This is a genomic window from Anaplasma centrale str. Israel (assembly GCF_000024505.1).
In the GTDB taxonomy this organism is placed as follows: Bacteria; Pseudomonadota; Alphaproteobacteria; order Rickettsiales; family Anaplasmataceae; genus Anaplasma; species Anaplasma centrale.
In genome coordinates, this window is record NC_013532.1 from 940,786 (window position 1) to 955,517 (window position 14,732).

A 14,732-nucleotide genomic window follows, 5' to 3' on the forward strand; every position below is an offset into this window, starting at 1 on the left:
GCAGCGCAAAGCCCTATCACATGCAGATACAAAAGCGTAGCGCACCCTTTCCGTTTACCAGACTCATGCGCACCAATGGCTGCAAGCGCCAGCAGGAATTCTTTGTTCCATCAGAGCGGCGTCCTGTACCACACTAATTGCGGCAACTTCCACAACAGAGGCGGGGCTACAGTTCACTGTGAATTGCACGAACATTCCTTTGATAGATTGTGAATGCACCACAAAATCATACTTTCGGCATGTTTCTACCCTTAAACACGCGTCACGCAAACTACAAAGCGTTGTTCCAACTTACGAGCGACAAATACACTACAACATAATCTCAAAGACTATCGGGGTAGACAATACATCATAGTGTGCACAGTGTTGCACTTCTAGCACATAAGTGATATAATACCGGTGCGCGGGGTTGTGCACCCCCAGTTTTTTAGGGCTTGCCAGCGGTGGGCGGTGTGCGTGCACGTCTAACCTTCTGGCGCCGTGTTTGGTGCACGATCATAGGTCGGTGGCTGCCGTAAACCGAGGTTCCCATGGGTCCAAAACTACTGAGAGCACCCAGCGACTTGGGAAAGTCGCTCATGGTAGACCCGGGATGCCTGTATAAAGGGGGAGACAGCAGTAGCAAAAAGTATGCACCCTCTCTTGCGCTGCTGCAATACATGTATGAGCTTGCACAGAAGCTCCGCAGCAATCAGGTCATCACTCCCATAGACTTTGGCGGCCTAGAAACAGCAAGCGACAACTTACTGTCTGACAAATTTGTAGAGATCGCACATGTCATAGGGCCACCGTACTCCAATATTCCTAAGGAGGCGTGGCGGGCGATGATCAATCTCGTCGAGGCGACTCCTGATGCACGTCCGCACCTGCCCAAGTTTCTGGCTGAGTGCTTCGATCCTCAATACGTCAGATTCGCAAAGTTTGAGGTTTGTCCGTTTTCGCACTTTACAATTTCAGCAATCCCTCAAAGCCGAGGATTTGCGCTACACAAAAGGGAGGTGCCTGCTTATCTTCTGGAGGAGAAAGTACAGTTCAAGGTTGTCAATCCAGCCGGAGAGAGTTTGGGTACGTTTACGATGCACACAAAGTGCACAGTGTGCCGTGACGAGAAACTATCGAACGAGACATCAGTAGTGATGAAGGCGAGCAAGCCGGAAATCACAATCACTAATGACCTGTGTAACAATACTAGGCGGGCAGGCCACAAATGCGAATACAAACCCGCAGCAAAAGAGTACAAAATCTATCTTGCGCCACCACAAGCTGATGGGGATGTGAGCGCAAAATGCGATGTTACTGAGACTCCAACAAGGCTTCTTAGTAGCGATGACTACATGGGCAGGATCTTCGATGGTGCTGCCGGTGTGGAGTATACGCAACGCATCTTTCAGGGTCTTTTTGGCCCCATTCTTCAGGTACATCCGTCTGACATCAAGATAGTCAATCACGCAACGTTCCTGAAGCAGAGCAAGATAACCCATGAACGCACACTTCCTCTACTAGCCAGAGACAGAGAGCAGCTTTCCAGCGTGGAGAAGCGTGCGGTTATCGGACCAATGAATGGACGGTATGTGCACGCTGTGCTCCGCTACAACGTCGCACACAAGTATGAGATCCCAGAGTCTCATGACAGTTCCACAATGATAGACGACCTCAAGCTCTATATTAAGGTAGCCCCGGACGGGCGCGGAAATGCGTTGTTTATCACTAAGGACGAAGTGGACACTGCAACGTTCGAGCGCGTACAGATTAAGAAGACCGTAGGGCTCAGCACAAGCGCTGCGTGGGATGATGCCTCAACAGCCCAGCGTTGCAGTTATACTAGCGTGGCACTTGGGCCGCGGCCTGCGCATTACAGCGCAAGTAACCAGGATCAGTGGAGCTTTGTCACGGGAGACCAGTTGGCGGACAGTTATGGTCGCTATGGGGTGGCACATCCGGAAAGGCCGCTTATCACGCGCGAAGGTGTGCAGCGCGATACCCTGAATTTTCTCGTGAGTCAGGCCGTATATAACGAGGCCGGTCAAAACGTTGACCCCATATCTATGGAAATAGAAAAGCATTTTGTCTCCCACAGGGGGCTTGTATCCGGATCAAGCATTAATACAGAGCATGAGGAATCTGGGTCCCAGCACCGAGTTGAGGAACACTTTATTCTCCGCCCAAAGGGCAGCAAACCTAACAACACAAGTCTGAAAGTACATGCTTTTGTGTCATACCTTATACATGGGTATAACTGGGCTGCAAACGAGGGAGGAAGGATAGCGTCGTTAGGAGCGAAAGCGCAGTTGGGTATGCGGTTCGTGAACCCACAATTCAGTCTAGATGAGTGCTTGCAGGTGGGCGATAGTAGCATCGCTTCAGACAGCTTCCAAGTGTTTGACATCGAACTGCGGGAAGACACGCGCATACAGTGTAATAAGTTCAGAAATGCTATTTTGAAAATTGACGTCGCTAAAGACGGCGCTCTGTTTTCCTCAAGTTATCGTAAAGATGGCGCAAGCGGGGGGCGCAAGGAGCAGGTTAAAGTATCAGACCAGGCAACAACAGTGCTTGACCACATGGCACTGTATTACGGATCCTCTGCATCTGAGATCCGCGCGAGAAAGGAGGAGTACACACCGAACGGTATTACTGGGCCTCTCGTACCCGAAACACGCGCACTGGCCTCGGATGCCGTCAAGAAGCTCTTGCGCTTGTATGATATGGGTGCCATACACGTTGTGGGACGCGGTCGGGGCGGAGCGGCGAGTTTGGTAAGGTTCGCGCCTTGCCACAGTGACGACCTGTCTGAATTGTCACGCAAGAGGATTGAATTTCTGGAGTTGTTAGAGACATGGATCAAGGAGATTGGTCATCAAACCCACACCTCACTTTTCGAAGCCACAATTAACCTGTGCGGTAATTTCTCGCATGATGGGTTCACGCAGTCCTTGCTTGGCCAATTTCAGGACCGTACACGGTTTCCGAGTAAGGCTGCAATCGTTGACAAGGAGCTGTTTCTACAATTTGAGAAGTCCACTTCTGAAGACGGAAGGCCGCAGGATAAAATTCGCGTTGTGCAACATGCTCTTATAGCACCAATGGCGTGGTGGCAGACGGAAAACGTGCATTTGGTAGTTTGCTACGATGTCTGTGTAACACAACTGGACAGCGGGCTTAGACAATTGCAGGTCACACACCCGGTCGCTGCGGCAAAATTGTGTAGTGACACCACTCTGCAAGCAGCAAAGCCGTACACCTCGTTTCAGTTGGAGCGGGATCACGAATTCAAAAAAGTAAGAATACCGAATGATCGCGTGCCTGCTCCGGCAAAGGCGCTAACGGTGATGCAGTCAGCGCAAGATCACTTTGCTGGATATAAGTACCTTATACAGGGTACAAGCGCGTCGCGGGGTTCTGGGCAGGCAATATCTGAAAAAATTCGGACATGCATTGTGGAATTTATCGGGCTTCACGGCATCGACAAACTTCTGAGCAGCGAGTATATTTCCACCCCCGCGTGCACTTCTGACGTACCAGCAGAAGATTACGAACGGAAGAGAATGTCGGCACGGCCCGGAATTGACGATGCTGCGGCGTGCTACGACGAGGCTGTCAATATCCTGTCACGTGCCAACCATGATAAATTTGTCAAGTTCTTCTGCACTGCGTTGGGCATAACTAGGGTAGACGACAGCAAGTCCGAGTGGGAAGGTGTTGGTACCTCGGTGTTCAAAGACCGCCTTGCTCCAGAATCAGGTGGGGGGGTGGCTATGACGCATGAGTTGGCATTCAGCGCAAAAAGTGTGGTTTCTAGCACACCATTGAATGTCAAAGTATCTATATCATATGCCCTATTGCACCGCGGCACTGATGGCGGGAGGAGTTTTTTCGCCATGAGCAACCCATTGGTACGGGTAACAATGCTCACACGAGACGGCAGGAAGCTGGGAGAGGCATCCCTACAAAGCAATGAGCTCGTTCCACTGCAGACGATCATTGAGGTCACGAGCATGATGGACAAGCAACATGCTCGTAGGCAGCGCGGCTCAGAAGAGCAGTTTGTGCGAAAACTACAAGACACAGCCCCACAACAAAGAGAGGTAAGCGAAGATCACGTTGCTGATGAAGGTCATCCCGAACCCGCAGCATCAAGTACAACAGTAACAATGCTATCTAGGGCGCGGGATGACACCGAGTCTGACGACTATTATAAATCTGCAAAGCACACAGTTGATGACGAGGATTTAGAGGAAGAGGTATCCACCGCGCCGGAAAGCTGGGACGAAGAACCTGCAGAGCACAACATGGAACCGGAAGATGATGCCGTAGCACAACGCGGCGTCATACCCGAAACTGAAGGCGCTGGTAGCGCAGAACCTGTGCACGATCTGTCGGAAGATATAGCGGCGTGCTTAAGCGCCGCTGTCGCTGAGCATGACGCAACTGGCCGGAAAGTGAGGAGTACACCAGGTGCAGATCACAGCGATTCGGACCGCCGCTCCGGGCGGTCAACCCCGAAAGCCAGAAAGAGGCCGCGCAGTGCTTCTGCATCGCTGTCTGACACTCTGGAGACCCGCAGCGGACACGGCAGCGATGTAGCGGACGAGCTACCTGAGGTGCGTCGCGGACAGAAGCGATCGGATTACGATGATGACCTACCGGCTGTATTCGAACCAACACGTCGTACTGCGTCGTGGCCCGTTAGGGTTATACGCGCCATTTTCCGGGTCCCCATTTTGATTTGGGCACTTATAAAAAGCATATTTTCCTGGATGTGTAAGTGCTTCACAACCCGCAGCGGACACGGCGGCCGTACGGATGGACTGTACAGATATGACGAGTTGCGCGCGCATGGAAGCGGTCCCCGGACTAGAGGCAATTCTAGAGCTCCAACAAATTCATACAATGACCTCAGTGTAAGCTGGATTAGCGACGATTCACCAGCAGAAGATACACCTCTCCTCGGGACTACATCCGCATTACGCTCCGGCGGCAAAAGAGTTACATCAGCCTCCAATGGCGGTGAGCGCCCGTCTCGCGCTACAAGCACGGGGTCCGGCCATCGCAGGACTGCAAGCAACCCAACCACAGTGATGGATGGCGCAACCACTGACCAACTATCATCCCACAGCGGCAGCATAGGCAGACGTGCAAGGATGTGACGCAAGTAAACTGCTATCCATCACTCTGGACATAGCCTCTTGCACGCACCGGAAGGTACCCTGCCACGCGGTACTATCTTCCTGCTGAGAACTCTGCGTACACAACGCACCGGGATTCGTGCAAGAAATCGCAACCAGTCACAACTTGTGGTTGCTAAACTCTACACATTAACATTGTTTTACCATACCCGCCGTCCGGCAAGTGCGCTAGGTGTTTTTCCCTTAAAACACCATATGCCTTCTTGTAGAGTCTACAGGCACCCCGTCACCACACGTAAACAAGGTAAATGACCAACAACTGAGAGGAGGCGAGAGATCGGTGTGTCCCCCCACCCCACAACAGACACCACACGTGGTGGTAGTGGAGCGTCCAAGGTGCGGCTTAAGGGCAAGTCGGCAAATGCGGGCGACATGAGTAAGAGCGGGCAGCCAGCGCCCCCTGCCCAACCACAGGCATCTACACATAGTGGTAGTGGAGTATCTAAGGTACGTCTTAAAAGTGCGTTAGGGCAGGCTGTAGAGGCACACTTTTTATCTGGAGCCGGGGAAAGGCTGTTTGCAACGCGGGATCCAACTGGCGTTGAAGGCGCAGCCAGTGTTATTGAAGATAAAAATCTCATAATAAAATCTGCGGCTGCACCGTCCGCACCACATAGTCGCCTTGCAACCGCTGGTATTGGCGTCCTGACAGACATAATTCTACGGTCAGCCGGCACCACCCTCCTCAAGGCAGTACCCGAACATGTTATTACAGCCTGGGTTGCATTATATACCCCTCCAGACAAGCGAACCACTCTTGCCAATGTGCTGCGAGCATGTATCGAGTATCCACCAAACCCGGAGGTATGTGTCTTAAAGAGTGAAATCAAAATCTGCGCCATTGTTCCCACTACAGCACCGCAACATCAAAAGAATTCTGGTGGTATATTCGGCAAGCTTTTTAAGCTATCATCCAAAAAAACGCAAAATACACATGCCAAACAAACTCATAACCCCCCCATCGGTATGCGCTGTGAAGAACGCATCACATTTAAAGTCGACGACGTTGACAACAAAGCGGTTGTGGAAAATGTGATCGTGACCATGCGCTATGATCTTGTTGCGGTACGAAATACTGGCGGCACTGATGACGTGGAGTTGCGCGACTTATCGTTCACTGCAACTTCGGCATCGAAAGGCAGCACGTGTGAGTGGCAGGCGGGTATTGGTTGTAAACGCGTGTTTTTGTTTACGGAGCTCAAACTTATCGAACATGAGAGCAGGTCAGAAGCTGCAGACGCGTTAGACAATGCGGTAACACGTAGCGGCGGAGAAGGCGGCTTCGAACAAACCCGCACTTATAAACAGCGTCTCCAGGCATTTTTGGATGCACAGGATATGCAAAGACGAGCTCAGGACATGCATGCGCGTATTGCCATTACGCCCATTAGTAGCAGTCGCCGGAAACAAATTCTGTTCAAGGATGCGGAGTTCCTGAAAAGTAATGAGGACATTTGCAAGCACATTTTTGTATCACCACACCAGGACGCAGAAGAAATGCTGGGCAAGTTTGTGCATACAGTCATAGCCGATGGTTGTGCCGACACACGTAACACAAAGCCAGAGTATTTTCAAAAAATATCCTTTAAGGTCCCCCTCGATGTTGGCGATGAGCAAGAGGAGAGATACAAGGTGATTGAACACGGTTCTGTACATATTCCCCTGTCTGAGCACAATATACATGCATTACTCTCCTACACGGTAACGAAGAAGCTCATAGCAGCGGGTACAGCTCAAAGATCTGAGGTAGCTATAAGCGAAGCCAAGCTAGGGGTAAGGCATGTGCCCGTAGGGTTCAAGCTGCACAATTGCGCATGGGTGCGTTATCGCTCAACGGATTTCATAATATTCACAATACCGAATGTGACGCACACTTGCGTGGCAAGCACCCTACCAAACTGCTGGCACCAGGCAAAAGAATATCGCACACTTGTGAGCCCGCATCCCAAAAGAGTCGATGCCGCCCTCCTACGAGGAAAAGCTGCACAATCGGAGTACCACACCAGAGCAGTTATGACACAACCAGAACAAAGTGTCGCTCAGAAACCGTGGGTAACAAAGGAGCCAGGTTTGCGGTCAGAAACCAAAGAGCATCTTGAGAAGCATGGCGCAGATCACGCTCCGGGAGAGGGCGTGAGTGCACGTGACACCACAGATTCCGCAGAACTGGTACGCGACAAGGAGTCAGAGCACTCGCCACAGAGGAAGGAAAAACATCTATGGGCCGATAAAATGGTGGCGCAGGCCTCTGCGCACAGCATAAACACAATAAACACAGGTGAGCACTCGTTTGAATCTTACGTTACAGGGTTTGTGGAAGCGCACAACAAGCAACCGCAAGCCACTGATGGCCGCGTGAGGAGGAGACCGGAAGATGCATCTGGTGATAGTGGTGTTCGGCAAGGATTCTTCGATGCTAATGTCATAAGTAGAGAGCCAGAAAAGTTGCAGTCAGATTCAGAATCCGGACAGTCTGCTAAGGAGAAAATAGCGCGTCATAAGAGCGGTAGGCCGCAAACAAAAAAACCGCTTCCGCACCCAAAGGAGAAGCCGCGGAGTCCATTATTAAGGGTTCTGCTGGCAGTATGGGAAAGCATCCTACTGATCCTCAAATTCCTAATAGTTACCCCTCTGGTCTGCCTTTACAAATTGTTCGATCGATACGCCACCCAATCTGTAACAACTGAGGTCGACGCACCCAAGGAGGTGGGTGGAAGCCCAGCCAAAGAACCGGCAACTGCAAAACAGCAAAAAGAACGCTCAGCCTTATTCTCAAAATTTCCACAACTTGTCAAGGGCCCATTCACAACCAACAAGTCAGATACAGCCGTTCCTGAGCAAGAAAAACAGAAGAGGAGCAATAAGGGCCCCGATGGAAGCGCAACCAGTAACGCACCAAGCAAAGTCTCGAATGAGGAAAGAGTACAACCACATTCGACAGAGCATGCAAGCGCGCAGCGCGACACACAGACAAATGATGCGATGCGCGCTGGCACCACAAAAGGCGATGCGGATACACCCTCGGATCACGAAGCTAAAGTTTCGTCCGTATTGCAAGAACCTAAAATCGAAAATGCCTTTTTTGAACTACACAGTGCGTTATACCCAGCGTGATGCGGCACAATTTTGGTTAAAACCTCCCACACACTGGTGCGGGAAGGCACGGCCAGCAATAGTGTATTGAGATTTGTGGAGAAACCGCACAAAGCCATGTTCCACAGCGTAATACCCCCTACCACGGCCTGCGGACTTGCAGTATACTGTACCTCCTCCTCCAATTTCTGGATGCTAGTATATGCGCAATTCCGCCCCACAACATTTGTAGTCCCAGGTAAAATATCTGTGATGCTTCGCCGAGCGTCATATACCAAACAATCCACTGAATTCCATTAACGCAAAACAGAGAAATAACCACACCCAGATTACCAGAAAGCCTCTTTTGTACCTCGGAAAGAACGATATTGGCGGCCACGTAAAATATTGAAGAACCCCCAACGGGGAAAAAATATATTATGTCCCTAAACACCCCAACGATAAACAGCGGAAGATTTGCCAGAGGGATATTCCTGCTGCGCGCAAATACCATGAGAAGTATATCGAATCTGGGAGTGAATTTATGCATCACTCCGCTAAGCAGAAACTCGCATAATACCAATGCCAGCATCAGCACAGCAATGAACGCGTTTCTGACTATGCTTATTTTACAATTTGCAGACACTGGTCCCCTGTGTAATTCTAGTCAAGCCAAGTAACCATGGGTTAATGAATAATCTATTATAGAACCTTGGAAATCGCAATTCCGGCCCTGCAAGCCATTTTTATCGCAGAAGATAACAGCTTATATCCAAAAGCTTTCTCCGCACCGCAGTCGATAGCAGTCTCCATATGCTCGCGCTCTTCCGCACAAAACTGTAGTATTTTCCCGCTTAGGTCACGCTCACTGTCATCTAGCTGCGCGACTTGGTCGCTATAGTGGTCACAAATAACCTCCTCAACCGCGGCCGTACATGCCATCGCCGCCTCCTTGCCCATCATGGCAGTTACATAACCAAGTGCAACTCCTGCAACGTGCCATACAGGCAGAAATAGCGTGGGACGCACCCCCCTCTGGAGTACCAAGCTGTTAAAGTATCTGAAGTGCACCCGCTCGTGTTCTTGCATTTCTCGAATTTTATCAGCATCCTGTGTGTGCGAAAACACAATGCCCTGCCCGTGGTATATGCACACCGCCGCATACTCACCAGCATGATCAACCCGTATCATGCTTTCTACAGATTTACTTCGCATCGCAGAACCACACCAAACGTAGGGCATGATAACACATATCACTCATGCAAAAAACTATTCCTGCGCGTGCAGTACGCCGTGTCAATTCTCCTACAAATGCAACCCCCACCTAACTCCGCAACACTTGCGTATCATGAGACCACATGCATCTGAGAAAGAAAATCTTCTTCCAGTACATGGGGCAAGAATTGCGGCTGGTACTTGCAAATTCTCTGCGGCTATATTGGGGTAACGCGTACTGCAACACCGTCAACATTTCCTTTTCACTGAAACTGTGTTACCATCTCGCCCGTAGTGTGTTGTTACCTTAAGCGCTCTATTGTATTTCTTGAGGTAATAACATGCCCGCTGTCGAATTGGATGCCAATAATGTAGAGTTTTGGCGCGAAGATATCGCAGAACTTGGACGCGTAGCAGATCCGCACGCGGCAAGGGCGGCCATCACGCAACATGCGTGTTTGAGGGCGTTGTCTGGAGAAGAGTTCTGTGGCTGCATCCATAGGGGGCTACTCACAACAGTAGACGGAGGAGAGGTTCCTAAAATATCGGTAGAAGACCTGGATCGCATAAGGCGAGAGGTCGAGGGCGGTGTTTCCGTACTCACACCGGATTTTATTCGCGTACCCGCTAAATGGTGCAACAGACACTTGCCGAACCTAGCCGTCGGGGTACACGTCATGCACCATCTATTGCTTAATAGGCAGTACTCAGTCATGGGTCCAGAGGAAACCATACAAAGAATACGCGGGAACGTGCGTGCAATTCCTGAATCACACGTGCATCAGGCGCTGATATTTGAAATAGTGAAAGCTTTCAATTCCGAATGTATATCAGGAAGCTGTGCCGAAGCAGCTCTCCAGTTTGCGCATAAGCACGATATGACAGGTGGAGGAGTAGAAGAAAGTCGCCATGTCCACAGGATTTCATATGACAGAGTGCGCTTGGAATACGACTTGTCTCTCAAGATAATCCCCCAGCCACCAGCACAAATGCACACCGGCCCCGCAGAGTCAGAAGGCACAGGAAAATTGGATGTACTAATGGAGACGGAAGTTTCCGCGGTAGAAGGCGCAGTACGTTATGAAACCACCGTACGCTTCAAGATCGCCAAGGAGATACTAAACCACATAATCAGGAAGAGGAGCGCGGGTAGCGACTATCAACCCAGAGATAGCGATCTTGTTGTGGTAATGCAATACCCACACTTTGAAGTACCGTTCAGCCAAATGCATGAGGAGATTTCTCTAGTAGTGCAACTGGACGAGGCCAGAGCGAGGGGCAACAAATCTGGCGTTGCAGGAGATGCGCGGCAGCACGTGAAAGGGGAACAAGCATCTGATGATACCTCTCAAACACTACTTGCAGGTACACTGGCCAGGATAGGCAATTTCCTGGGGAGGAATGCACCAAAACCGGAGCAGCAACAAAGCCTGAAAAACGAAAGGACTATATGTAGGGCCGCAATTCTAGACCGCGCTGATTCCCCAACAAACTTCTCAACGATGGAGATCAAGCACCAAGTTGATAGCGCGCTGGCGCAAGAAAGCGGAAATTACGCATTGCATGGCATAGTTGGGCATACATTCCCACACACAACTGATTGGAAGCATGAGGAAGCGTTTATAACGGATTGGTTCCGCAAGCAACCGACAGCACCAACTTATGAATTACTTGCACAAGGAAAATCCACGGCAGTACGGAGAGAGAGCAATCAGCACGAAAATGCGCTGGCGAACGAAGACACTGAAAAAACTCAAAGGCCTATTGCAATTGCACCTTTGATGGGCTCCGGCACCAAGGCCGTCTTTACTGTGCCAGAGAGCCCCACTCTCAGTCGTTCTTCAAGCCTTAATGATGCAACATCACTTAGCGACGATGCGCAAAGTAGTAGCGGATCCGAGAGAACCTTGGTGCCAGAAAATTTTAGTGACCGGAGCAGTAGCGGCTTCTTAAGCGCTGATAGTGGCGGTGAGGAGTTCGCCATAACGCCGGAAGAGGAGTACAAACAGCTTGTGGAGACTGGTAACACACGGCACATTCCCACGCAGCATGTGGTCGCCAGCAGCAGCTCGACCCGTCTGGAGGAGAGCACACCACATGCGCAGGCAACCGTTGATCCGATAACCGTACCCCAACCAGCAAGTAGCAGCGACATCGCAGCAAGTGAAGATGCGGCAGCGGCTGCCCAGCCACCTGTAGACGTATACTCCCTACACAACGTGCGCACACACGCCTACGTGGAACTATCGAACGAGGAAATAGAATCAATAGTCAGCCAGCTGGCTAACGCGGAGGGCGCCACACAAGCACCAAAGCACCAAAGTAGTGCAGTAAGTCAAGTGGCCGCTGAGATTTTATTACACACATTACGTAGGCGTGATGTGAACCACGCAATAAGGGGAGGATTGGAACTATATGGGCCGCCTGAAACCGGTCGTATATCTTTTGTTGACTTCCCAAGAGAGGATATAACAGTAAATGAGGTTCAGACACGCACCGAAGATGCGGCAGCGGAGTTAGCCCGCGTCCTTGGTGCCGACCACGGCGACACCGCCAATGCGGAACAGTTGGCGGCATTGCACGGCATGCAGTACAAAAGCGAATACATGCCTAAATTTGATCCGCAAGGGCAGAGACTGAAGTCATTTTCCGCGCTCAAAGCTATGTTCGTCAGGGCGACACAAAATTCAACGGAATCTAATTATGCCATTCCACATCCCGCGCTTATAGAGGAAATGGTGAGCTCCCTCAATCAAGCAGGAGCGGTTGCTTGGCCCAAACTTGATATGATGAACATTACCACACAGTGGGAACTGCAAAATTTTGGCGTGTTGTGGAAGGAAGAAGGGCTTATAAACAGATCATCCCCTGCCGGCGAACAAACACCAACACACAGTGTATTCATCAACTGTACCGACAGCAATAAAGTAAACATTCTCATACTGCACTCGACGGCACCATGGGTATTGGGGCTGGCAAGAACAAGCATTAGCTACGAGCTGCATTTTTCCCCCGAAGACAACACGATATCCTATAAAAACGTGTACACGCGTATAGCCCTGCCTGGCAGAGAAGCAATGCTACCTCCACTGAAAATGCTCACAAGCTCGTACGCGCGGCCAGAAACTGTGAGCATACCGGATGCTATGCCAGCTGAGGGTATGGTGATTGTCCACAAAATGGAGGACATGAAAATAAGCGTGAAAGAAATGCTGCAACAGAACAAGAAGGGGCAAGTTAGTAGGGCGTTCCCGAGGAGTGAAGCAGCCACCACCAGTAGCAATACAACCGAGCAATACACGGCGGAGGAAGAAACGCTGCGCATGAGGTTAAGGGAGTGCGGGGCAACCCCCATGATGGAGGAAACCAGGCCGTCACCACAGACGAGCACCAACCAAGGGACCACTGCCAACCAATATGTTGATGAAGACCAAAACACCGAACACACCCCATGGTACAGGGCACCCTGGAACCTCCTGTGCAGAGCACTCAGAGCAGTGGGGTCGTTCATAGTCCGACTAGCACGCGCCATAGCAAACGTCTTTGGATGCGGACGTAACCCCAACTACACTACGCTCTACAGCGACAGTGAAGAGGCCACCACAACCACAGACACACACAACACCGCAGGGAACGCACACGAGGGAAGAGAAAGTCCACACTACCCCGACCAGGGCCCGTCACTGCCACAAGCGCGCAGCATCCACCCAGCAGACACCGGAACAAAACTCCAGGACAGCAAACACATCCAGCCACAGCAAGCAGCGGGTCACGCGCAAAGATCCGAACCCGCCCCCAGCACTATGCTCGACAGCCCACACAAACCGGGCGACAGCGCGGCACGCAGGCCATCATTCGCGGAGCTTCACGAACGCCTAGAGCAACACAGCACGCTGCAACAACAGGCAAGAAGATGAAAGCACAGCCCACGCCAGCAGCAGGCACGCAACCGTCCCCACCACTCAGGGTTGGGGGCCGGCCTGCCCCCGCGGAAGGAGGGAAACACACCAGCACAGGAAGGATCCCCCCCCCTAGGACAACGGCATCAGCGGCTAGGGAGAGACGTACACTGTGGAGGGCGACCCAACGTCCACTCCCTCCCGCGCAGCAGCATCACCTACTAACTGCACATCCACATTACTGAGATTCACGCCCGGAACAGCAGCGGCTCCCCCGCTACCACCTGCACCACCTACCATCGACCAGTGCGCCCTCACGTCCTCATCAAGGCCCTTAGCAGTAGGCACCGCCCGCTGCTGGTGCGCTGCTGCCGCAGTACCTAAATCGGCAATGCCACCACCAAGCATGCTCTTCATGATATCAATCCCGTGGTCCGTGACGGCAGACTTAACCTCACTCCAATGGGTAGTCACACCAGCGTGAGGACCGCTATCATCGAAGAAGCGTACAGCCAGGTCCGTAGCGGCCCTGATACCAGAAACAGCCACGTAATTGTCGTAGGACGCACGACCTGCCGATGGCACCTTCGTGGGATCGCCAAAAGTGAACGCACACGTCATGAACTCCACGACGCTCTTCACTATCGAACTCACGTACATAAAGGTGGAGACAATCAGCGCCGGAACAGACGTAAAGACAGCCAGAACGGGCCACAATACGATGGTAGGAAAAACCTTTATAAGGGCTACAAAGAAATTCCGCACCCCGTTGACTGGCTCCTTACCCTCCTCCTGGCCATCAGCGGACGCCTTGCGGCCCCGTTCGGAAAAGAACCCGGCAAGAAACCTAACGGGCAGTATAACAATCATCGCGACGGTCATCGCCACGTAAGTGATCGTGGTCAGAAGCACCGTGGTCGCGAGCAACACAAGCGACAGCGGCAAACGCACAATTAACTCGACCCCCGCGTTGAAACCGGTATCACTCTCCGGCACTCGGATGGCACCAACACGGCGCGGCGAATCATCGCCACCTAGAAACCGCTCCCAAGACATAAGGCACACCCCACTATAAACACAACCCAACTGCGAGTCGTGGTGCTCACCCCAGGGGGGGCAAACCCGGCACCACACACACAAGCCTCGGTTACCATACACACTTCGGGGCGAGTGGTCAACGAATAATGTGCGATTCAGCCGTTTTTCGTGAGAGTCTAACGGCAAAAATACATCTAATGATTAAACCACTGCGCCATAAGCGCAACACATTATAGGGCATAGACCTGGTGCTTAGCTACTATCTTAGTAACGCAGGTGCCAGTATGGCCTACCCAGCAAGGCTCCAGGTCTATCACTACAA

General features: G+C 51.5%; 6 protein-coding genes. 3 read left to right on the forward strand and 3 right to left on the reverse strand.

Going from position 1 to position 14,732, the window contains the following annotated elements; all coding sequences use genetic code 11:
• Window positions 1-530 precede the first annotated feature (530 nt).
• Both ACIS_RS03910 and ACIS_RS03915 read left to right on the forward strand, forming a co-directional pair.
• The gene (locus tag ACIS_RS03910) at window positions 531-5,147 is read left to right on the forward strand and encodes a hypothetical protein (protein WP_012880890.1); all 4,617 of its coding nucleotides are present in this window, start codon (window positions 531-533) and stop codon (window positions 5,145-5,147) included.
• A 375-nt stretch (window positions 5,148-5,522) separates the two neighbouring features.
• The gene (locus ACIS_RS03915; protein ID WP_238523261.1) at window positions 5,523-8,300 is read left to right on the forward strand and encodes a hypothetical protein; all 2,778 of its coding nucleotides are present in this window, start codon (window positions 5,523-5,525) and stop codon (window positions 8,298-8,300) included.
• Window positions 8,301-8,418: 118 nt separating this feature from the next.
• On the opposite strand, the gene ACIS_RS03920 is transcribed toward ACIS_RS03915, so the two are convergent.
• Window positions 8,419-8,904, reverse strand: a complete 486-nt coding sequence (locus ACIS_RS03920) for a hypothetical protein (RefSeq protein ID WP_012880892.1) — start codon at window positions 8,902-8,904, stop codon at window positions 8,419-8,421.
• A gap of 56 nt (window positions 8,905-8,960) precedes the next feature.
• Complete coding sequence (locus ACIS_RS03925) at window positions 8,961-9,473, reverse strand: demethoxyubiquinone hydroxylase family protein (protein WP_035017842.1); 513 nt, start codon at window positions 9,471-9,473, stop codon at window positions 8,961-8,963.
• Window positions 9,474-9,814: 341 nt separating this feature from the next.
• On the opposite strand from ACIS_RS03925, the gene ACIS_RS03930 reads away from it, so the two are divergent.
• A complete protein-coding gene (locus ACIS_RS03930; protein WP_012880894.1) occupies window positions 9,815-13,390 on the forward strand; it encodes a hypothetical protein in 3,576 nt (1,191 codons plus the stop codon).
• Window positions 13,391-13,525: 135 nt separating this feature from the next.
• Here ACIS_RS03930 and ACIS_RS03935 read toward each other — a convergent pair whose 3' ends face one another.
• Window positions 13,526-14,428, reverse strand: coding sequence for a hypothetical protein (locus tag ACIS_RS03935; RefSeq protein WP_012880895.1), 903 nt, complete (start codon window positions 14,426-14,428; stop codon window positions 13,526-13,528).
• Window positions 14,429-14,732: the final 304 nt, after the last annotated feature.

What these genes read in the sequence shown, in the direction of transcription:
- ACIS_RS03910 (WP_012880890.1), top strand. Translation starts at nt 531, where the DNA reads ATGGGTCCAAAACTACTGAGAGCACCCAGCGACTTGGGAAAGTCGCTC.
- ACIS_RS03925 (WP_035017842.1), bottom strand. Translation starts at nt 9,473, where the DNA reads ATGCGAAGTAAATCTGTAGAAAGCATGATACGGGTTGATCATGCTGGT.
- ACIS_RS03930 (WP_012880894.1), top strand. Translation starts at nt 9,815, where the DNA reads ATGCCCGCTGTCGAATTGGATGCCAATAATGTAGAGTTTTGGCGCGAA.
- ACIS_RS03935 (WP_012880895.1), bottom strand. Translation starts at nt 14,428, where the DNA reads ATGTCTTGGGAGCGGTTTCTAGGTGGCGATGATTCGCCGCGCCGTGTT.